At 70.6% G+C, this 20160-nt stretch carries 27 protein-coding genes; 23 read left to right on the plus strand and 4 right to left on the minus strand.

Going from position 1 to position 20160, the window contains the following annotated elements; all coding sequences use genetic code 11:
• Positions 1-10: 10 nt before the first annotated feature.
• Genes ACIHAD_RS12960 through ACIHAD_RS12970 form a run of 3 tightly spaced genes read left to right on the plus strand, consistent with a single transcriptional unit; the run spans position 11 to position 2611 of the window.
• Positions 11-1336: a hypothetical protein gene (locus ACIHAD_RS12960; RefSeq protein ID WP_397354541.1), complete on the plus strand. Its 1326-nt coding sequence runs from the start codon at positions 11-13 to the stop codon at positions 1334-1336.
• A gap of 2 nt (positions 1337-1338) precedes the next feature.
• Positions 1339-2385 carry a hypothetical protein gene (locus tag ACIHAD_RS12965; protein WP_397354542.1) on the plus strand — a complete coding sequence of 349 codons (1047 nt, stop codon included), beginning with the start codon at positions 1339-1341 and terminating at the stop codon, positions 2383-2385.
• 25 nt (positions 2386-2410) lie between these two features.
• On the plus strand, positions 2411-2611 hold the full coding sequence (locus tag ACIHAD_RS12970) for a hypothetical protein (protein WP_397354543.1): 201 nt from the start codon (positions 2411-2413) through the stop codon (positions 2609-2611).
• Between the two features lie 358 nt (positions 2612-2969).
• On the opposite strand, the gene ACIHAD_RS12975 is transcribed toward ACIHAD_RS12970, so the two are convergent.
• Positions 2970-3284: a hypothetical protein gene (locus ACIHAD_RS12975; protein WP_397354544.1), complete on the minus strand. Its 315-nt coding sequence runs from the start codon at positions 3282-3284 to the stop codon at positions 2970-2972.
• 145 nt (positions 3285-3429) lie between these two features.
• Here ACIHAD_RS12975 and ACIHAD_RS12980 point away from each other — a divergent pair, with 145 nt between their 5' ends.
• The 19 genes from ACIHAD_RS12980 (at position 3430) to ACIHAD_RS13070 (ending at position 15524) form a co-directional block, all read left to right on the plus strand.
• The gene (locus ACIHAD_RS12980) at positions 3430-4392 is read left to right on the plus strand and encodes a hypothetical protein (RefSeq protein WP_397354545.1); all 963 of its coding nucleotides are present in this window, start codon (positions 3430-3432) and stop codon (positions 4390-4392) included.
• A gap of 14 nt (positions 4393-4406) precedes the next feature.
• Positions 4407-4850: a hypothetical protein gene (locus tag ACIHAD_RS12985; protein ID WP_397354546.1), complete on the plus strand. Its 444-nt coding sequence runs from the start codon at positions 4407-4409 to the stop codon at positions 4848-4850.
• 3 nt (positions 4851-4853) lie between these two features.
• A complete protein-coding gene (locus ACIHAD_RS12990; protein WP_397354547.1) occupies positions 4854-5444 on the plus strand; it encodes a hypothetical protein in 591 nt (196 codons plus the stop codon).
• Positions 5444-5746, plus strand: coding sequence for a hypothetical protein (locus tag ACIHAD_RS12995; protein WP_397354548.1), 303 nt, complete (start codon positions 5444-5446; stop codon positions 5744-5746). Before ACIHAD_RS12990 ends, ACIHAD_RS12995 begins: the two co-directional genes overlap by 1 nt.
• On the plus strand, positions 5733-6023 hold the full coding sequence (locus tag ACIHAD_RS13000) for a hypothetical protein (protein ID WP_397354549.1): 291 nt from the start codon (positions 5733-5735) through the stop codon (positions 6021-6023). The genes ACIHAD_RS12995 and ACIHAD_RS13000 overlap by 14 nt, the downstream gene beginning before the upstream one ends.
• A 194-nt stretch (positions 6024-6217) precedes the next feature.
• The gene (locus ACIHAD_RS13005) at positions 6218-7000 is read left to right on the plus strand and encodes an N-acetylmuramoyl-L-alanine amidase (protein WP_397354550.1); all 783 of its coding nucleotides are present in this window, start codon (positions 6218-6220) and stop codon (positions 6998-7000) included.
• The gene (locus tag ACIHAD_RS13010) at positions 6979-7251 is read left to right on the plus strand and encodes a holin (RefSeq protein ID WP_397354551.1); all 273 of its coding nucleotides are present in this window, start codon (positions 6979-6981) and stop codon (positions 7249-7251) included. The genes ACIHAD_RS13005 and ACIHAD_RS13010 overlap by 22 nt, the downstream gene beginning before the upstream one ends.
• A 192-nt stretch (positions 7252-7443) precedes the next feature.
• Complete coding sequence (locus ACIHAD_RS13015) at positions 7444-7842, plus strand: hypothetical protein (protein WP_397354552.1); 399 nt, start codon at positions 7444-7446, stop codon at positions 7840-7842.
• Positions 7843-7950: 108 nt separating this feature from the next.
• Positions 7951-9336, plus strand: coding sequence for a hypothetical protein (locus ACIHAD_RS13020; RefSeq protein WP_397354553.1), 1386 nt, complete (start codon positions 7951-7953; stop codon positions 9334-9336).
• Positions 9333-10373, plus strand: coding sequence for a hypothetical protein (locus tag ACIHAD_RS13025; RefSeq protein WP_397354554.1), 1041 nt, complete (start codon positions 9333-9335; stop codon positions 10371-10373). Before ACIHAD_RS13020 ends, ACIHAD_RS13025 begins: the two co-directional genes overlap by 4 nt.
• 4 nt (positions 10374-10377) lie before the next feature.
• Positions 10378-11478: a helix-turn-helix transcriptional regulator gene (locus ACIHAD_RS13030; protein WP_397354556.1), complete on the plus strand. Its 1101-nt coding sequence runs from the start codon at positions 10378-10380 to the stop codon at positions 11476-11478.
• 436 nt (positions 11479-11914) lie between these two features.
• Entirely contained in the window at positions 11915-12199 is a 285-nt protein-coding gene (locus ACIHAD_RS13035) for a hypothetical protein (protein WP_397354558.1), read from the plus strand.
• Between the two features lie 53 nt (positions 12200-12252).
• The gene (locus ACIHAD_RS13040; RefSeq protein WP_397354559.1) at positions 12253-13191 is read left to right on the plus strand and encodes a hypothetical protein; all 939 of its coding nucleotides are present in this window, start codon (positions 12253-12255) and stop codon (positions 13189-13191) included.
• Between the two features lie 3 nt (positions 13192-13194).
• Positions 13195-13587 carry a hypothetical protein gene (locus ACIHAD_RS13045; protein WP_397354560.1) on the plus strand — a complete coding sequence of 131 codons (393 nt, stop codon included), beginning with the start codon at positions 13195-13197 and terminating at the stop codon, positions 13585-13587.
• A gap of 46 nt (positions 13588-13633) precedes the next feature.
• A complete protein-coding gene (locus tag ACIHAD_RS13050) occupies positions 13634-14101 on the plus strand; it encodes a hypothetical protein (protein ID WP_397354561.1) in 468 nt (155 codons plus the stop codon).
• Positions 14102-14249: 148 nt separating this feature from the next.
• Positions 14250-14528, plus strand: coding sequence for a hypothetical protein (locus ACIHAD_RS13055; RefSeq protein ID WP_397354562.1), 279 nt, complete (start codon positions 14250-14252; stop codon positions 14526-14528).
• A complete protein-coding gene (locus ACIHAD_RS13060; protein ID WP_397354563.1) occupies positions 14525-14731 on the plus strand; it encodes a hypothetical protein in 207 nt (68 codons plus the stop codon). Before ACIHAD_RS13055 ends, ACIHAD_RS13060 begins: the two co-directional genes overlap by 4 nt.
• A gap of 68 nt (positions 14732-14799) precedes the next feature.
• On the plus strand, positions 14800-15174 hold the full coding sequence (locus tag ACIHAD_RS13065) for a hypothetical protein (protein WP_397354564.1): 375 nt from the start codon (positions 14800-14802) through the stop codon (positions 15172-15174).
• Positions 15171-15524, plus strand: coding sequence for a hypothetical protein (locus ACIHAD_RS13070; RefSeq protein ID WP_397354565.1), 354 nt, complete (start codon positions 15171-15173; stop codon positions 15522-15524). The genes ACIHAD_RS13065 and ACIHAD_RS13070 overlap by 4 nt, the downstream gene beginning before the upstream one ends.
• 67 nt (positions 15525-15591) lie before the next feature.
• Here ACIHAD_RS13070 and pruA read toward each other — a convergent pair whose 3' ends face one another.
• Together pruA and ACIHAD_RS13080 are read right to left on the minus strand one after the other, a co-directional pair.
• On the minus strand, positions 15592-17283 hold the full coding sequence (gene pruA / locus ACIHAD_RS13075; protein ID WP_397354566.1) for an L-glutamate gamma-semialdehyde dehydrogenase: 1692 nt from the start codon (positions 17281-17283) through the stop codon (positions 15592-15594).
• Complete coding sequence (locus ACIHAD_RS13080) at positions 17284-18201, minus strand: proline dehydrogenase family protein (RefSeq protein WP_397354567.1); 918 nt, start codon at positions 18199-18201, stop codon at positions 17284-17286.
• Between the two features lie 76 nt (positions 18202-18277).
• On the opposite strand from ACIHAD_RS13080, the gene ACIHAD_RS13085 reads away from it, so the two are divergent.
• Entirely contained in the window at positions 18278-19345 is a 1068-nt protein-coding gene (locus ACIHAD_RS13085) for a PucR family transcriptional regulator (RefSeq protein WP_397354568.1), read from the plus strand.
• Here the strand turns inward: ACIHAD_RS13085 and ACIHAD_RS13090 are convergent.
• Entirely contained in the window at positions 19330-20049 is a 720-nt protein-coding gene (locus ACIHAD_RS13090; protein ID WP_397354569.1) for a glycoside hydrolase family 16 protein, read from the minus strand. The genes ACIHAD_RS13085 and ACIHAD_RS13090 overlap by 16 nt on opposite strands.
• Positions 20050-20160: the final 111 nt, after the last annotated feature.

Here is a 20160-nt window from a genome sequence, read left to right on the forward strand (position 1 = left end):
GGGACCGAACATGGCATCCACCGACTGGCTTTGCTTTTCTGGCGTCGAGGTGGCCAACAGCGCCCGGGTGTACGCCTACAGCCAGGCGGGGCTGGCGCCGTCGCACGCCTCGATCCGCGACTGCGGCTGCGACGGCCTCATCGATGTCCTGGGCGACGAGCCGTACATGCTGCCGGACACTGACGACGCCCCCTGGTACGACCCGGCTGAGGCGTCGTCGACGGACTTCGCCGGGTTCCTGTGCACCGACATCGAGGGCTTGGAATCGGCGCCCGTGAGCCGGCCGGTGACCAACCGGCTCGGCGACGGCGCCGTCATCGGCCGCAAACGGTACGGCGCCCGCACGATCACCGTGACCGGCATGCTGATCGGCAGGACGTCCTGCGCGGTGGACTACGGGCAGCGGTGGCTGTCGTCGGTGCTGCAGGGCGCGCTGGGCTGCGGGCCAGGCTCGTGCGGCGGCGACGACCTGGAGTTCATGACGTGCTGCCCGACCGTTCCGGCCACGCCGGGCGAATGCTGCCCCGGCCCGTGCACGAGCCAGACGTGCGGCGCCGGAGTGTTCCGCACCCTGCGCGACGTCGCCCTGACGAGTGAGGTGAAGAAGCTGCGCAGCATCACCGGCTGCGCCTGCTGCCCGGGCGAGCTACGCGAGGTGCAGTTCCAGCTCACGGCGGGGCGGCCGCACGCGCTGCGCCCCGCGGTCACCGTCGCCGAGGCCGTCACCTGGCCGCCGGAGACGCCCGACGGCGAATGCGTCCAGTGGTCGACCGACCCCGGCTGTTTGGACGAGGCCGGCGAGTGCGCCGCCCAGCAGCCGCAGCCGTGCCCGCTGGACCCCAACTGCCCGCCGGCCGTCCTGCCGGACCTGCCGCTGCCGCGTAACCCGTGCCTGTGCGAGCCGTTCACCCGCCGGCAGGTGTGCGTGGAGATCCCCGAGGGGGCGGCGCCCATCTGGGCGGACCTGGTGCCGCTGCTGGAGCTGTACACCGGGTCTGACGTGCTGCGCAACATCAGGGTCAGGTTCTACCCCAACCCGTTCGGTGTGCCGTACGAGCAGCTCGACCCGTGCGCCTGGTGCTCCGAGATCAACATTTCGTATCTGCCGGCGGCGTCGAAACTGACGCTCGACTCGACCCGCCGCACCGTGCTGGTGCAGTGCCCCGGCCGGGCCGACACCCCGGCCGAGGGCATCGTGTCCGGACCGGAGGGGCAGCCGCTGAGCTGGCCCGTCCTGGAGTGCGGCATCCCGTACCTGGTGTGCGTCTCCGCGGACTCCACGACGATCGCCGACGACGCGACCGTCACGTTGCGAACCATCGTCCGGGAGGTGTGATCATGGGTCCGCTCGGGTGCCCTGAGACGTACACGGTCGCTATCGCCGACCGGACCGGCGGCCGCGAGTACGGCACCGTCGAGGCGTCGGCGCTGGACTGGTCACGCATCCTGGACGACACCTCCGAGGCGAACATCACCGTCCCCTACCGGGGCGAGGAGTGCTGCGAGCTGCTCGGCAACACCCGCACCTGGTGTAACTCGCTGACGATCTACCGCGATCAGAAACGGGTGTGGGAGGGCCCGATCACGCGGATCGCGCACCGCGGCGACGACACGATGATCGCCGCCCGCGACGTCACCCAGTGGCTGTTCAGGAGGAAGATCCGCGAGCTGCTCGACTACACCGGCACCAACGCCGCCGACCTCGCCATGATCGCCCGGATCCTCATCGAACACGGCTTCGAGCCGGACGACCCGAACGTCCTGGCCTACCTGTGGGTCACCGCGTCCGGCATCATCGGCGAACGCAAGTACGCCGCCAACTCCGGCTACGTCCTCGATCACCTGCGGGAGCTCGCGAGGACCGGCGTCGACTTCACGGTGCTGGGCCGGCGCATCATCCTGACGGGGGAGGGGCCGCTGGGCAGACTGCCCGGCCTGACGGACGAGCATTTCGTGGGCCCGCTGTCGGTCATCGAGGACGGCCTGGCGGCGATCACGCACGCGACCGTCATCGGCAAGGGCGTCATGGCCGAGGCGGGCGGCACCGGCACGTGCGGGCTGCTGGAGTTCATCGCGACCGAGGAGGAGATCCAGGACGCCGCCTCCGCCAAAGCTGAGGCGAACGCCCTGGTCGCCGCCGGCGATCCGGCGCCGGTGTTCCTCGAAATCCCCGACGACTCCCAGCTCGCCCCGGAGGCGCCGATCGGCATCCAGGACCTGATCCCCGGCGTGACCGTCCCGGTCACCTCGACCGCGACGTGCCGTACGATCGCCGCCGAGCTGCGGCTGCTGCGGGTGCGGGTGACGTTCACCGAAGCCGACGGCGAGAAGGTCGGCATCACGCTGGCGCCGCTCGGCGTCGACACCGCGGCGACCGCCGCCTGACCGGAAGACCGGAAGAGGGGACGGCATGGCGAGGGTGAGGGTACGGCCGCGCACACCTGCGGAGATCCTGCGTGACCTGGACGACCGGCTCCGTATCTTGGAGCACCGCACCAGCGTGGTGGTCGGTGTCGCCCCCGACGCCTACGTGCTGGAGGTCGACGACACGGGCCGGCTCACCGCCCGCCACGCCACCACCGGCACCGTCACCGTGGTGGCGTCGCCGTAGCGGGGGGTTCCGCGCTCAGGGCAGGCGCTCGCACCGGTTCGGCTATCGTAACCAAACGAACACAAAAGGTGATCTTGGTAGGGTTGACGTGTGGAAACATGCGGCCTGCGCGTTGAAGGTTCCCGGATCGTGCACCGCCCCGGCACGAGCCGGGATCAGTACGGCGTGGAACTGCCCGCCCCCGCCTGCCGCACCCCCATCTCCGGCTGGGACCCAGGGCGGCTGTATCCCTCTGAGTACCCGGTCAACTGCCGTCGCTGCCTGCGCCTGGGAGCCTGCGAGCAGGTAGCCGACCAGACGCTCGCGCTGTTCTAGCCGGGCGGCAGCGGTCGTATCGGCTGACGCGCCTCCGGCCGGGCTACGAGCTGCCGCAGTCGCCGCCGCTCCCCTCCGCCTGACACGACGAGCCGCCTTGGGTGAGGAAGTCAGCGCCGAACTGGGCGGGCACGTCGCCGCGCGGAACCGGCACCGTCCAATGGCCGCTCGGCGCCCGCATCATGACCGCATCGGACGCGCGGCGTGCCCGCACAACCAGCGAAGCGAGCCCGGCGGCTCCGATCGTGCCGGTCAACGCCAACGCGGCCCAGCCGAACGGGAAGAGATTCACGCGCCGATCGTAGGCCGCGGACCCGCCGCGAAAAGCTGCGATCAGGTAAAGGATGACGTCCGTCATGGTGCCGGCCGATGGCGGCGCTCCGAAGAGGCGACGACCGCCGCCGGTACGCTGACCGTGATGCTGCTGGCGTGAGGGCCGGGCCTACCCCCATGGAGGGAGGCTCGCCTTGGCACGGTGCGGATGTGCCAGCTCCTGCAGCTGCTTGATCACCCCTGGTGCAGGGGTCAACGTCACCGGCAATGGCAGCGCCTCGAACCCGTACGTCGTCTCGGCGACGGGAACGACGGACTGCGAAGTGATCCAGGACTGCGTAGGCCAGGCCCTCGGCAACGGCCTGGCCTACGACGACGCGAACAACAGGATCAACGCGAAGATCTCGGCCGACGCCGGTAACGCGATGGTGATCGGCGGCGACGGCGGCCTATACGCGGCTGGCGGCGGCGGAGGCGGCGGCCTGACGACCGTCGCCGTCCAGGACACGCCGTGCATCGACCTGGGCGGCCTGGGCACCGTGCCGCAGCCGCTCACCGCGACGCCGATCATCAACGCAGCCGCTGGCAACCTGCTGAGCTGCACGGCGACCGGTCTGCGGGCCGCGCTGACGGTCGGCACCTGCGGCCTGACGGGCAACGGCAGCGCCGCGTCGCCGCTGGCCGCCCGAGTCGGCACCTGGCCGTACCCGTGCGCGATCGACGCCAACGCGGGCGGCGTCTACTGCGACTCGACCGGCACGCTCCGCTCGGAGCCGCGCGGCCGCACCGACTTCGTACAGTCCTCGCAGAACCAGACGTTGCCGAGTACGGCGGTGCCGACCGGCTTCGACAACGTGATCGCCACGCGGACGATGAACATCACCAACCCCGATCCGTGCCGGACGGCGTTCGTGTTCGTCGAGGTCGAGGTCGACATCGACTTCGACCTGCCCGCCAACTCCGGCGCCGCCGGCGGGATCACCACCGACGAGATGCAGTACTTCGCCAACCGCGGCGGCTCCACGGCGTCCGACGTCCACTGCCAGGTGACGAAGGTCTACAACCGGGCGGGCGGCATCGGCCCGGGTGCGTCGGCCGTCGAGTCCCTCGACATCACCATGGGCCGAGGCAGCGGCGGAGCGACCTACAACCGCATCCAGCACTTCATGCGCGCGTTCTTGATCATCGTCTGATTCCGGGAGGACCTGTGGAAACGCTGTACTACCGGCACGGCGACGGAACCCTGTCGCAGGCCGACGGCACCGACCGCGACACGCACGCCCCGCCGGCCGACGCCACCGAGATCACCGGGGGCGACTTCGTCTCCCCGCAGCACCTGGTCGAAGCGCAGGCCGCCGCCGACGCCGCGTCGGGCCGCGTCCAGCAGGTGTATGTCCGCCACGGCGACGGCTCGGTCAGCGCGGTGGAGGTCCTCGGCCGGGGGGAGCATATCGCTCAGCCCGGCGACGCCGAGATCAGCCAGGAGGAGTACGAGCGGATCCGCGCCGAGCACGTCGCCGCCCGCGAAAGCCACGTCGCCGACCTGCTGGAAGGTGACGAGCAGCGGATGCGCGGCGACTACGAGGCGCTGATCGCGGTCGGCATCCCGGAGGACACCGCGCGGCGGCTGTCCGGCTACCAGGGGGAGTGACCCATGCCCCAGGTATGCGTCGGCCCGGAGTTCATGGTCGACCTGAACGGGCGTTTGCGACTGGACCTGTGCGGCAGCCCCGCCGAGCAGGCGTGGCCCTACCCTTGCCCCACCTCGCAGAACCCGCTGCGGGTCGATCCGAACTGCGGGCTGTGGGTGCCGCCGTATCCCAAGGCGGGGCGGGCGTCGGCGTCGGGCACGACCGGCGGCGCCCTGGTCACCGTCCCGGCCGGGTTCACCGAGGTCGCCCAGGCGGAGATCGAGGTCGAGAACCCCAGCGACTGCTACCCGGCGATCGTCGTGCAGTGGGTCCAGGTCGACGTGGACTTCTACCTGCCGCCCGGTACGGACTCCCGCGCCGGCTTCCGCATCAACGGCAACTCGGTGCTGGCGACGGAGAACCCGGCGCCGGCCGCCGGCACGCAGGAGACTGGGGTGCACTGGGAGCTCACCCAGACGCTCGTGTCCGGCACGATTCCCGCCGGCGGGTCCAACACGTTCACCGCGCCGATCGACGTCGGCTCCGGGCAGGGCGGCGCCCAGTACGGCGAGATCAGATGGCAGATGCGGGTTCTAGCGCTGGCGGGACTCTGATGATGATCACGAAGTATTTCCGGCTGGGTGACGGAACGCTGATCTCCCGCTCCCTGGAGGTGGAGGGCTCCTACGCGATGGCGCTCACCGTCCCGGCCGACGCGGAAGAGATCACCGCGGAGCAGGCCGAGGAGCTACGTGCCGGCTACGCCGCCCAGGTGAAGGCGTGGGTGGCCGAGCAGAACGCGAAGGTCGACGCTGTACGGCGGGCCGACTATGACGCGCTGCTTACGCTGGGCGCCCCGGAGGCGACCGCTCGCCGCCTGTCGGGTCACCGGGGGATGGGCGGTGGTGATGGTTGAGCGCGACCCATTCGAAGGGGTGGTCACGGCCGCCCACGTGTACGGCGCCGTGGTGGAAGTCGGCAAGCAGGTCGTCCAGGTGGATCACAAGGTCGAGCTCGTGGACGGCAAGGTAGGCGCCGTCGATGGGAAGGTCGACGGGATCGCGGCGACCGTGAACGACCTGCAGAACCGTGTCCGGGACCTGGAGGCCAACCGGTGGCCCAGGAGCCTGCCGACGCTGATCGCGTTCGGTGCGCTGCTCGTCGCCGCGGTGGCGCTGTGGCGGGGGTGGTGAATGGGCGCCGGCTACGTCTGCCACTGGCATGTGGTGGAGCACATTCCGCATGAGCGCCACGTACCGGCCGACGCCGCCCAGTACGGCAGGCCCCCCGAAGGGGAGACGCCGGTGGTGGCGGGGCGGCCGCGCCGGGACCGGCGTAAGGAAGCGGCGCGGCGGCGCGCTGCCCGAGCCTCAAGAAGGAGACGCTGATGGTGCAGCTGGTGGGTCGGGACCTGTGGGGAGCACGCTCCGCCAAGGGTGAGGTGCTGCTCAGGGAACGACCCAAGGGCGTGAAGATCCACTACATGGGTGACCGGGTGGAGCCGGGCATCGCGAGGCATCACTCCCGGTGCCTGCTCCTGGCCAAGTCCATCCAGAGGCACCACATGGAGACCAACATGTGGGGGGATCTCGGCTACACGGCGCTGGTGTGTCCGCACCGGCAGGTCCTGGTCGGGCGGGGGCCCGGAGTCTTGCCGGCCGCGAACGGCCAGGGCCTCAACAGCGGCCACTACGCGATCATGGCGATGGTGGGGGAGGCCGGCCTGGTCGTCCCGACGGACGACATGCTGCACGGCCTGGTCGACGCCGTCGAATGGTTGCGCGGCGTGCCGGCGAAGCGGATGCCGTGCGGCGACGAGGTTCTCGGCCACCGTGACGGGTGGGACACCGAATGCCCCGGCGAGTGGCTGTACGACTGGATTCGGCGTGGCTGCCCGCGGCCTGGTCGGGAGGTTCCGTCGAAGCCCTCGCAGCCGATGCCGCCCTGGCCCGGCAGGGTCTTCGAGTATCCGCCGCTGACCGTCGGCGAGGACGTCCGCACCTGGCAGCGGCAGATGAAGCAGCGGGGGTGGCCTCTGGCGGTCGACGGCGCGTTCGGGGAGGAGTCGCGGGAGGTGGCGAGGGCGTTTCAGCGGGAGAAGGGGCTGCGCTACACCGGCAAGGTCGGCCGGGACGACTGGGAAGCGGCGTGGCTCGCACCGGTCACGTAGCCGGGCATCGGCGGCCGGCGCGCGGCGTCTTCTCGCGGCTGTTCTGGAAGGACGCGATCGAGCGGGCGGTACGGGCGGGAGCGGCGGCCGCCCTGGGCGGCGTCGGCGCCGACCAGATCGGGGCGCTGCGTCTGCCGAGTCTGCGGGCGGCGCTGGTGATCGGCGCCGGCGGGGCCGTGGTGTCGCTGCTGCTGTCGCTGGCGGCGTCCCGCACGGGGGAGGCGGGGGCGGCGTTCACGAGCCGGCCCTGAAACGGGCGAAGGGCCCGCCGTCGAGGTGGCAGGCCCTTCTTCGCTCCCCGTGGAAGAGAGCTGCGCCCAGTGGCGCCCAGCTCCATCAGAGTAGCGCGTTGCTCATTCTTTACCACTACTGTTCGGGAAAAGTTGCAAAAAGTTCCCTCACGGGTGTAGGGTAAGAATTGCACAGTTAAAGGAGGTGACAATGTGACGGAAGCCCCGCAGGGGCGGCCTGAGCTGGTGGGACAGCTCGACCTGTCCAAGATGTTGGGCGAGTCGATCAACACGATCCACTCGTGGCGACATCGGGGAGATCACGACAAGTTGCCCCCGCCTGACGCGGTCGTCTCAGGTACTCCGGTCTGGCTGAAAGCCCGGTGGGACAACCCTGGCCAGCCCTTGCCTGAGCTGCCGCCCGTCGTCGGAGTCAAAGAAGTCGCGAAGATGTTCGACGTCGACTCGGACACCGTGTCGATCTGGTTTCGGCGTAACAACGGTGCTCCCGAGGCGGAGTGGAAGGTCGGCCGGATGCGTATCTGGACGATCCCGCCCTGGGAGGAGTTCGCCCGGAAGACCGGCAGGCCCATCACTCTGCCGGAGCAGTAACTAGCACAACGTTCGCCCCAGCCTGGGGCGAACTATGACCTTCAGCCGTACGGGAACAGTCGAGGAAAGTTCCCGCACAACTCCCCGTGGAGAAGGGCTCAACAACAGATGACACTGCAGACACGCCCCCCGACCTGCATCGTCCCGTTCCCGATGCTGCTCGTCGAAGGGCCCGCCGACTCCGGCAAGACCCGCATGCTCGTCGAGCTCACCGCTTCCCCGCTGGTCGGCCGTAGCCTGATGCTCGACCTCGGTGACGGCAACAGCGACGAGTACGGCGACGCCGCAGGCGACACCCCCACCTACGAGATCATCGAGCACGACGGCTCGTGGGCGTCCATCATCGACCAGGTCGAAGCCGCCCATCAGGAGGCAGGCAAGGCGCTGGCGGCCGGCGACAAGCCGTACGTCCTGGGCGTCGACAGCGGCTCCCGCATCTGGGAGATGCTCAAGACGTGGGGCGGGGCCCGGGCCAAGGGCTCGATCAGAAACCAGCGGCTCCTCGCGTTCGACCCGAACGCCGACGTGCGCATCCCCAACAACATCTGGGATGACGTCCACGCCCGCCACGAGCGGCTGATGGAGCTGCTCACCACGTTCCCCGGCGTCGTGGTCGTCACCGCCCGCGGCCGCGAAACCTACCTCGCCGACGACCCCGCCGACCCGGTGCCGAAGGTCAAGGCGTACAAGGTGGAGTGCCACCGCGACCTGACGCACGAGGCGAGCGTGTGGATCCGGCTCAGCCTGGACGCCCCGCCCACGATCATCGGCGCGAAGAGCAAGTACCTCAACGTCCGTTACGGCAAGGATGAGGCTCGCGTCGTCCCTGACCTGGACCTCGCTTCGCTGGTGTTCAAGATGATGCGCGTCTCGGCGGCCAGCCAGCCACGGCCGGTGGTCCGGCTCGGCCGCGAACGCCTGCCCGAGCAGATCCGCGACGAGGCCATGGCCACGACCGACCGGGACCGGCTGCAGCGGCTGCTGGCCGAGGCCGCCCACCCCGTTCACCAGAGTGTGACGCTCGACAACGAGTGGGGCGAAGAGGAGAGGCTGCCCGAGCTGATCGGGCGCCGCATCCGCGGACTGTCCGGCCGCGTCGACGCTGTCGCCGTCGCCTACAGCGTGACGGACGCCCGCCCCCCGGCGCTCTCGGCCCCAGTCGGCGAGGCGCAGCCACCGGCGGCCCCGCCGCCCAGCCCCGACGACAAGATCACCAAGCAGATGGAGACGACGCTTACGCAGATGCTCGGCCAGTGCGGCGTGGTCACTCCAGATCGGCGGCTCACCGTCCTGCAGGTCCTCACCGGAAGGCGGCTGACCTCCATCCACCAGCTGACCAACCAGCTGGGCGCGACCGTGATCGGACTGCTCGCTCCGGCGATCGCCTCGCCGACGCCCAACGACAAGCTCACCGAGGTCATGCAGGAACGCATGGCCGAACTGATGGCCGCCCAGAACTCGACCAGCTCCGCTCAGGAAAGGCCCGCCGCATGAGCCGCCGCACCCCCCACAAGAAGATCACCCGTAAGAGTCCTGTGTGGACTCCGAACATGGGGCCGGGCTACTACGACTTCGACAAGGGCGAGTTCACCCCCGCGGAGCCCGCCGTGGACACCGCGGCTGCCTCCGAGGAGGACGCCGCGCAGGTCCACCCGCCCTCCGCGGAGCCGGAGCCGACCACCGTCGTGTACGACGTGCCTGGCCGCGACGAGCCGATGACCTTCACCGGCGACCAGGCGATGCCCGGCTTCGAGAACCTGTCGTTCAAAGAGCTGGCCCAGCTCGCAGGCATGGCCGGGATTCCGACGCCGCCCGGCACCGATCAGGCGCTCGAAGGCATCGTCGTCGACGAGGAGATCGTCGCCGCCCGCAACCTGCTGGATGAAGCCGCCGATCGGGGCGAGGACCCCCTGGACATGGCCCACGCCTACACCTACCTCGACGGTGTCCACAAGGCGCTCGGCAGGCAGGTCAAGCGCACCCGCGAGCGGGCGGAGAAGCTCTTCGCCGCGACGCAGCTTCTGCACGGCACGAAGTCGCTGTCGGTGAACGTCGACGACGGCGGGGCCGCCGCTGCGACCGTTCACATCCAGGACATCAAGCCCGAGATCATCTGGGACATGGGCGCGGTCAAGGCGTACTGCGAAAAGCACGCCACGACCGAGATCTCCCAGGAGGTCCTGCCGGGCGCGCTGGATCTGCCCGACGTCGTCGCCTTCATCGCCATGACGCACCCCGACTACGTGCGCACGAAGGTACGCGAGGCGTACATGACGCGCCTGCAGTCGGAGATCGACGAGGAGGGCTGCAAGGCCGACCCGAACACCGGCGAGCTGATCAAGCTCGCCACCATCCGGCCTGGGCAGCGCACCGGGGCGTTCATCCTGCGGTACACGAACGCGAAGAACGGCGCCCTGAGCGGCAAGCAGCGGATCGAGAAGCTGTTCCGGGACGGCGGCATGGGCGACATCCTCGCCCTGGGCCCCACCCCCGAAGCCGACTCGGACGAGCCCGCGGCGGGGAAGGCGTGACCGGGTGACCGTTCACCCTCTGGTAGCCGAGCTTGAGGCCACGCGCCTCAGGCTCGGCCTGCCGGAAGAGACCATCGCCGAGGCCACCGGCGCCGCCGCCGACGAAGTCGCCTGGTGGGGCACCGGGTTGAGGGCGCCGACGCTGAAGCAGGCCGTCCAGTACGCCGCCGTGCTCGGTAGCCGCCTCGGGTTCGCCGGCCCCGGCGGGGAGGTCGAGCACGTCGATGACCCGCCCGGCGACGACACCGACGACCCGGCCGGGCGGCTGATGGCCGTCCTTGACGAGCGCCGTGACCGGCTCGGAATTCCACGACGGCAGGTCGCCGCCGACATCGGCGTGTCCCCGGCCACCGTCGGCCGGTGGGCCAACGGCGACAAGCCGCCGTCCCTGACCGGTCTCGTCGGCTACGCCGCCGCAGTCAGATGGTCCGTGGTGCTTGTCGCCGCGGCCGAGTTGCCCTTCCAGGAGGAGCCGCCCACACGCCCAGCCGGGGATCATCCGTCTGGGCGGCCGCGTTCCTCGGCCAGGCGCCGGGTGCTGCACCCGCTCGTCGCCGAGCTGGAGCAGACGCGGATCGAAAGCGGCGTCTCGCAGGCGGAGCTGGCGAGAGCGACCGGCGTGCACGTGAACACGGCCGGCCGGTGGTCGACGGGCATCAAGACGCCAAGCGTGGAGAACCTGGTCGACGCCGCGCGGGCGCTCGGCCGCGAAGTCTTCATCGGTCCGCCGGCCGACGGGCCTGTCCCGCCGCCAGGGATGGTGCGGCGGCGTCGCCTCCTCCAGGAGATCGCCCTGGCCCGCGGCAACAGTGACCAGCGCACGAAGCGCGCCCCCTCCTACGACGACGGGACAGGCGCGCAGTGGGCCGACGTCGCCGCCGAGGCGCTCACCGAGGAGATCCAGGCCGACTGCGTCAACCAGCTCACCTGGGCGGTCAAGACGCAGGCCGCGCTCGCTCAGGCGTTCACCCGAGACGGCCCGGCCGATCTGCGTGCTGAGCTTCTCACCGCGGCGGCCACCCTGGTCGCCTGGCTGGAGGACCTCGACGCCCGTGGCGAAGACCAAGCCGGCGACGGCCAGGAGCTGGAGGGCGGAGACGGGTGACGGTCCTGCCGGGGCGGTGTCATCGGCTGGTGTGCCCGCCGGCCGGACGGGCGCGGAACTCGCGTGGTGACCGGGAATCCCTGGCGATAGATGGGTAACGGTGGTTACTGTTCCCCCACGGCTTCCCGTCGCAACAGCCCAGCAGCGTTACTGGCGGGAGCCGTACAAGAGCCCTGAAAAGTGTTGAGCCCCGGGGTCCGCTGGCAGGCGGTCCGGGGCTAGACGACCTAGTCGAGGAGGTCGTGGTGCTGTGCATCACTGTACCCATACAGGTCCTTGCTCTACGGCTGTTCGAGGGTTACAGACCCGTACAAAACACGAGTCGGATTCGGTCCGTTCACGGGCGGATCCGCCTCCCTCCGTCCCTGCTCTCAGCGCCTCCGTCGCGCTTCCCCGAGGCGGCCCGCGCGGCGGCGCCGAGGCGAAGGGGACACCGGTGACCGGTGAGTGGCCGATGCCCGCCGCGTGGCTGGCCGACCGGCGGCTGACGATGGAGCAGCTGCAGTTGCTCGCCTACCTGGCGGGGTTCCCCGAGGGGCACGTCTACGTGTGGGGCGAGATCGCCTGCGGCATGCCCTACCACCGGCGTGAGTCGCAGCTGCAGGCCGTCCGCGTGCTCATCCGGCACGGCTACGTGACGATCACATCGCGGGAGCCGCTGGCGTTCGTCCTCTGCTCACGCGCCATGGGCGGCCAAGGGGGTCAGGTGGCCGCCCGGTGAGCGGCGACGCTGAGCGGTTCAGGGTCCAGTCCGCCGCCAAGGACCCCTTCGGAATGATCTATTTCGAGGTGCTCGACGATGACCGCCTGGACCGCAACGGGCGGGATGCCTACGTGTGTCTGGTCCGCATGGCCGACTACTACGAGCGGACGCTGGAGGAGCTCACGCGGGCCGAGATCGCCGCCGTCATGAAAATGTCGGTGGACTCCTTCGATCGCGGCCTGAAGCAGCTCGTCGCGTGCGGGTACGTCGAAGTGCTGGTGCGCTACAAGCTTGGAACGAAGTCCCGGCTGCCGTCCGGATACCTGCTGTACGACTCCAAGCTGGCCCGCCTGGAACGGGACATGAAGAAGAAGTCGGGCGTGGCCGCGGATAGTGAGCCTGTGGATAACCGCCCCCAGGTAAGTCGCGCGAAGTCCCAAGAGGAAGTAAAAGACGCAGGTCAGGGTGGCCGCACAGAGCGGCCACCACAGAACGGGCATATTGGGGTCCTGGCCGCTGTGAGCGGCAAGGGTGGCCGCACACAGCGGCAACCCTTGCCGCAGGGAGCGGTAGCTATTCCTTATAGAGGTTTTAAAGAACAACAAGAAAACCTCCCCCCTGCCCCCCTCCCGTCAGACGTTCCGGCTGTGGACGAACAGGAGGTGGAGGGGATCATGGAATTGGTCGACGACCTCCGCCGCATCCGCCCGGACTGGTCGACCCGCTCGATCATCCGGACCCTGACCGACCCCGACGTGATCGAGCGGCCGTGGTGGATCGTCCGGCACGCCGCCCTGGCGCTCGCCCGCGACCCGATCACGCAGCACCCGGGCCGGCTGATCCATGACGGCCCGTGGTGGCCCGCCGCCGCCCGGGCCGTCGACCGGCCGCCCGTCATCCCATGGTGCGGCACGTGCTCCGACCCCATCCGCAGACGCGTCGAAGACGCCGAAGTCCGCGACCTTGGCCCCTGCCCCCAGTGCCACTTCTCGATCAGCAAGGGGGCCTGAGCGATGAAGCCCAACAGCCGGGAGAAAACCCCCTGCGAGATCTGCGGTGAGCCGATCTTTTTCGCGGTCACCCGTACCAACGAGCTGCAGGCGCTCGACGCCGAACCCGCCCCGGTGAAGGGCAGCGTCGCCGCCTACCGGGGCGTCCGCCGGTGGCTGGCCAGGTCGCTGCTCGCGGCCGACGCCGCCCAGCATCCGCCGCATCCGCTGGAGGAGCGCTTCACCCCGCACGGCCAGACCTGCCGTGGGCGGATCTCCGCCCAGCCGGTGATCCCGGGCCTGGTCGTCGAGTCGACGATCCACCGGCTGCCGCAGCCGCGCGGCGGATCCCGCGCCCTGCCGGCCGCCGAGCCGCAGCCGCAGAACGTGATCCCGTTCCGCCGGCGCCGGACCTGACCTCGCCGATACACCGACCATCCCACTGAGCGATCAAGGAGCGCACATGCCGAAAAGCCGCCCCCGCCGGGTAGCCGCCGAGAAGATGCGGCGAGCTCGCCGCATCCAGGCGGGCCCGGCCGCCGTGGAACAGCACCGGTTCACACGGGCACCGTGGCGGGCATGGCGGGAATGCCGCGAGCGGTATCCCGCAGACCCGGCCCCGGCGAAGATCCTCGCGGCGCTGCCGTACCTGCTCGCCTTCGACGGGCCGCCGGTCCCGGTGTCGCTGCAGCAGCTCGCCGACGACGAAGAGCTGCCGGTCGCCGACGTCGCCGAGGGCCTGATGCTGCTGGAGAAGCTCGGCGCGCTGGTGTGGGACGGCGCGGCGCAGACGGCCCGGGCCGCCGCGCCGCCGCAGTTCACGATGGAGTGCGGGCACCCGTTCCCGCTGCCGGACGTGCCGCTGCCCGACGACAGCTGCGACGTCTGCCTGGCCACGGTCGACCGGCTCACCGGCGAAAACCCCAAATAGGAATCTACAACGTAAAGGCGTCTTTGCCGTACAGCATGCGACATCAGCTACCGACCGGTGATTGACCGGGTGGAAGCACAACCGGTCAAAGTCCGCGAATGCGAGCCGCACCCCGCACCACGGGGTGCGGCTCGCTACGTTCTGGGCCATGACCAGCAACTCCTGGCACGTGGGCCCCGACGCCGTAACGGATGTGATTCCGCGGATCACCGCGCCGATCCCGGTGGTCTCCCTTCCGGCCACGCCGGCACTGACGCCCGTTGAAGCGGCGCTGCGAGAACCGGCCGCCCAGCAATCGATCCCCGTCCGGCCGTGGCGAGCCATCTGGTGCGCGCTGAGCCTGGGCCATTTCTGGTGGCTGGGCGGGTCGCAGTGCCTGGACTGCGGGTGGACACGCGGCCGCGGCTGGACGAGGGACGCCGGATGACAACCGAGTTGCCGGAGACGGCGCTGCTCCTGCCGGACGGTTGCGAGTTCACGCTGCGACACTGCGGCCAGCGCATGACGGAGCGGGGCTGCCAAACGCGGTGGACCGGTAAACCGGGCGAGGGCGAGCAGCTGTCGGATAACCAGTTCGCGTGCCAGCGGTGCGCGGCGACGGTGAACATCGCGGTGCGAGAGCCCGCGTGAGCGGCGGCGAGCCGGTGACGTGGACGGGCGGCGAATCAGAGCCGATACGCCGGCCGCGCGATGGCGGAATGTTCCTGCCGCCCGGCTGCGCGATCACCGTCCGGCACTGCGGCCTGCCGATGGTTCATGCGACCAGCGCGATGCAGTGGACCGTGAACCGGTTCGCCGACTGGCGGCCCGGCCCGGGGCAGTCGCGGCACGCGTTCCGATGCCGGCACTGCCCGGCGCGGGCGCTCGTCGACCTGGACGTGCCCGACTCGGTGTGGGTGTTCCAGTCGCAGGACCCGATCGGAGGTGCTTCGCCGTCGCGACGCTCGGCCGCCCGGCGCGCCGCGACCGCCGAGTGGGACCGGCGGGTGCGCGAGCAGGTGGCGGCTGATCCGGACGCGCACGCCATGGCGATCGCCGACGCGGTCCTGGCCGCGCTCGAGGAGCTGGAGTGACGGGGTTCCCGGCGGCCGTGCGGGCGGCGATCCGCTCCCGGTCGATGGGGATCTGCGAAGCGTGCGGGCGCAGGCCGGCGACGCAGCAGCACCACCGGGACCCGCGGGGGATGGGCGGCGACCCGCGGACCATCACGAACTGCCCGTGCAACGGGCTGGACCTGGACGACGCCTGCCACGCGTGGATCGAGGCCAATCGGACGATCGCCCGGAAAGCCGGGCTGCTGCTCGGCCCGGGGGAGGATCCATGCTCGGAGCCGGTGCTGCTGCGGGCGGCGTACGGGCCGGGCTGGTACCGGCTCGATGTCGACGGCGGCGCCGTCTGGGTCGGGTCGATGCCGTGGCTGTGATCGGCGACGGAAATGGATGACGCCCGGGTCTCGAATTAGAGACCCGGGCGTCGTCGTTTACTGCGGGCTATTCGGAGGCGCCGTTCGAATAGCCGAGCTTTCCGAGATCGGGCTGCTGCCAACCGGTCTGCGGAATGTCACCCCTATATGGCGGCGTGATAATCGGGGGGACGAACGTCTCCTTGATCGTGCGGGCGTTCACCCAGCGGATCAGGTTGAAGATCGAGCCGGCCTTGTCGTTGGTGCCCGAGGCCCGCGCGCCGCCGAACGGCTGCTGGCCCACGACCGCGCCCGTCGGCTTGTCGTTGACGTAGAAGTTGCCCGCCGCGAAGCGCAACCGCTCCGAGGCCGCCGCGATGGCGTACCGGTCCTGGGCGATGATCGAGCCGGTCAGCGCGTACGGGGCGATGCCCTCCATCTGGTCGAGCACCGTGTCGAAGTCGCGGTCCTCGTAGACGTGCACGCCGAGGATCGGCCCGAAGTACTCCTTGACGAAGATCTCGTCCGTGGGGTCGGCGCACTCCAGGATGGTCGGCTTGACGAAGTAGCCGACGCCGGAGTCGTAGGAGCCGGTGAGCACCTCGATGTTCGAGGCCGCCCGCGCCCGGTCGATGGCGTCCTTGTGCTTGGCGAAGGCCCGCTCGTCGATGACCGCGCCCATGAACGTCGACAGGTCGGCCGCCACGTCGCCCACGGTCAGCGACTCGGCCACGCCCACGAAGTCGTCACGCATGCGGTTCCAGACCGAACGCGGCACGTACGCCCGCGAGGCCGCCGAGCACTTCTGGCCCTGGTACTCGAAGGCGCCCCTGACGAGCGCGGTCGAGAGCACGGCGGGGTCGGCCGACGGGTGGGCCAGCACGAAGTCCTTGCCGCCGGTCTCGCCCACCAGGCGCGGGTAGCCGTGGTAGGAGGCGATGTTGGCGCCGATCGTGCCCCACAGGTGCTGGAAGGTGGGGGTGGAGCCGGTGAAGTGGATGCCGGCCAGGGCCGGGTGCGTCAGCGCCACCTCGGAGACGGCCTGCCCGTTGCCGGTGACCATGTTGATCACGCCGGGCGGCAGCCCGGCCGCCTCCAGCAGCCGCATCGTGTGGTGCGCGGCGAGCTGCTGCGTCGGCGACGGCTTCCAAACGACGACATTCCCCATCAAAGCGGCAGAAGTCGGCAAATTTCCGGCGATGGCGGTGAAGTTGAACGGCGTGATCGCCAGCACGAACCCCTCAAGGGGTCGGTACTCCATCCGGTTCCACACGCCGGGCGAGGAGATCGGCTGGTCGGAGTAGAGCTGACGGGCGTAGGCCACGTTGAAGCGCAGGAAGTCGATCAGCTCACAGGCCGCGTCGATCTCCGCCTGCTGCGCCGACTTCGACTGCCCCAGCACGGTGGCCGCGTTCAGCGTCTGACGCCACGGACCGGCCAGCAGGTCGGCGGCCTTGAGGAAGACCGCGGCCCGCTCGTCGAAGGACAGCGCCCGCCAGGCGGGCGCCGCTCGCAGGGCGCCGTCGATGGCGTCCTGCACGTCCTGAGCCGTAGCGTCGTTGGTACGGCCCAGGACGGAGGCATGGTTGTGCGGCTGCACCACGTCGATGGGCGCGCCGCCGCCGAGCCGCTGCTCGCCGTCGATGGTCATGGTCAGGTCGGTGGCGGAGCCGGACAGCTCCTTGATGCGGTCCTCCAGTGCCGAACGCTCGGCGCTGCCCGGCGCGTAGCCGAGTACGGGCTCGTTCGCGGGGACGGGGACGTTGCTGATGGCATCCATTTACTTACCCCCAAGGGCACGAAGGAAGAAGGCGACGTTGGCGGGGCGCTCGGCCAGCCGGCGCATGAAGTAGCCGTACCAGTCGTCGCCGTAGGGGACGTACACGCGGACCGTGTGGCCGGCCCCGGCGAGGGCTTCCTGCCGGTCGGTCCGGATCCCGTAGAGCATCTGGAACTCGTGGTCGCCGAGCGTCCGCCCGAAGCGGTCGGCGAGCAGCTCGGTGATGGAGATCAGCCGGTCGTCGTGCGTCGCCACCATGGGGTAACCCTTCCCCGCCATGAGGATGCGCAGGCATCGCACGTACGCCTTGTCCACGGCCTGCCTGCCCTGGTGCGCGACCGAGGCGGGCTCGCGGTAGGCGCCCTTGACCAGCCGGACGCGGGACCCCTCGTGGGACAGGTCGCGGCAGTCGTCCTCGCTGCGGAACAGGTACGCCTGGATCGCCACGCCGGTCGCCGGGTAGTCCTCGCGCAGCTTGCGCAGGATGCCCAGCGTCGAGTCGACGGTGGTGTGGTCCTCCATGTCGAGCGTCACGGTCGAGCCGTTGGCCGCCGCGGCGGCGCAGATCTGGCGGGCGTGCTCCATGGCCATGCCGTCGTCGAGCCGCTGGCCGACCGCCGACAGCTTCACCGACACCTCGCCCCGGCGGCCGAGCTGCAGCGGCTTCAGCGCCTCCAGCAGCGTCACGTACGCCTGCGCCACGGTCTCGGCGGCGCGCGCGTCGCGCGTCTCCTCGCCGAGGTGGTCGACGGTCACGGCCAGGTTGGCGTCACGCAGCCGTTCGATGGCGTTCCGGGCCTCCTGGACGCTCTCGCCCGCGACGAACCGGTCCACCACCTTGCGGGTGAGCGGAAAGCCTGACACGGAGCGGCGCACGAGGCCGCTGCCGGAGGCGGCAAGGAGCAGTTGACCCAACATGCCTCAAGTCTAGAAACTCCAGGTCAGAGGGGGCCATGAACGCGCGTAACGATCGATGTGGCAGGCTGTCATACAAATGCACAACACGTCCGACCTTCAAGAAATAGTCGACGAGATCGCCGCCACGCTGGGGGCGTCCGCGACGCTGGAGGACCGCTCGTTCCGGCTGCTCGCCTACGGCGCCCAGCACGGCGACATCGACACGGTCCGCCAGGAGTCGATCCTGCGCCGGCGCGCCACCGGCGAGGTGCGCGACTACTTCGAACGCTACGGCATCGCCAGGGCCGGCGGCCCGGTCAGGATCCCCGCCGACGCCGAGCTCAAGGTGCTGGCCCGGGTCTGCTGGCCGCTGCGGCACGGCGAGGTCACCTACGGCTACCTGTGGCTGCTGGACTCGGGCAGTCTCGCCGACGAGGCGCTGCGCCGCGTCGCGCCGCTGGTCGCCAGGGCCGCCGCCGCGCTGGCCCAGGAGGCCAGGAGCCGCCAGGACCTCGGACGCGGCCTGCTCGCCCTGCTCTCGGCCGACCCCGAGGAGCGCGCCGCGGCCTCCATCGAGATCCCCGGCCCGGTCACCGCCGTCGCCGTGCGGGAGTCCAGCGAGCGGGTGGCCGCCCTCTGGACGCTCCCACGCGGCGTGCTGGCCCGCACCGGCTCGCCCGTCGCCCTGCTCGCCCCCGCCCACCTGGCCGGAGAGGTCGCCCAGACCCTCCAGAGCGCGTACGGCACCGCCGCCGGCATCGGCGCCCCCAGGAACGACCCGGCCGAGGCGTGGCAGAGCTGGCGCGAGGCCCGCCAGGCGCTGCGCATCGCCGAGCACTTCCCCCGGCACGCCCCCATCGCCCGCTGGCAGGACCTGGGCGTGCACCGCCTGCTGGCCCGCCTCGGCCGCTCCGACCTGCGCGAGCTGGCCGCCGAGACCGCCGCGCTGGACGCCGAGCTGGCCCAGACGCTGGAGGTCTACCTCGACCTCGGCGGCCACGCCCAGAAGACGGCAGCCGAGCTGGGCATCCACCGCCAGACCCTCTACTACCGCCTCGGCAAGGCCGAACGCCTCCTGCACCGGGACCTGTCCGACGGCGACGACCGGCTGACCGTGCACCTCGGGCTGAAGGCGGCCAGACTGCTGCCTCAGGACGGCCGGTAGACCTTCACCCAGTCCACGTACATGGACACCGTCGCGGGGGTGGAGGAGTCGCGGCAGCGCGGCTCGCAGACCACGTCGTTCTGCAGCGCCAGGCCCATCCGGTCGCCGTCGGGCACGTACGGGCCGCGGTAGTCCCACACCTTCCTGCCGTCCAGCCAGAACGTCAGCCGGCCGGGCAGCCAGTCCACGGCGGCGGTGTGCCAGCGGGTGAAGTCGGCCCGCAGCTGCCGCTGCGCGCGCCCGCGCCCGCCGTGCACGAAGATGCCGCCGCCCTGCCGGCGCGGGTCCACGATCTCGGCGAAGTCGACCTCGGCGTAACCGTCGCCCTCGCCCTGGGAGGTGGGCCACAGCAGCGCGACCGGCGTGTAGCCGTTGCCCGCCTCGGCCCTGAAGCGCACCTCCCACCTGCCGTACCGCTGGGCGAGCCTGGTGGCCACGCCGCCGGACAGGTCCTTGCCGCCGTACCGGCCGCCCTTGAGGCGCAGCATCCCGTCCGCGACCGTGGCGGCCCTGCCCGTACGGGGGTTACGCGCCGCGTCCGGAGAGTGGTAGACCATCCACCTGCTCGTGTCGACCGAGGAGCCGTCGAAGTTCTCGACGAGGACGGGCGCGCCCCACCTCGACGTCTCCGCCTGTGCGCTCTGGGGGAGGGCGAGGGCCGTGATGAGCGCCGCCGCCGCCAGGATCGAACCGCGTGTAGACATGCGGACCATCGAAGCAAAGATGTCACTCCGGTAACAAGGGCCCCTACCGGACAGACCGGGCGCCGGGTTCCCCTGGGGACGGCGAGAGGCGGACGGCTGCCGCCGCCCGCC

The sequence above is a fragment of the Nonomuraea sp. NPDC052265 genome, assembly GCF_044547985.1.
Classification (GTDB): domain Bacteria; phylum Actinomycetota; class Actinomycetes; order Streptosporangiales; family Streptosporangiaceae; genus Nonomuraea.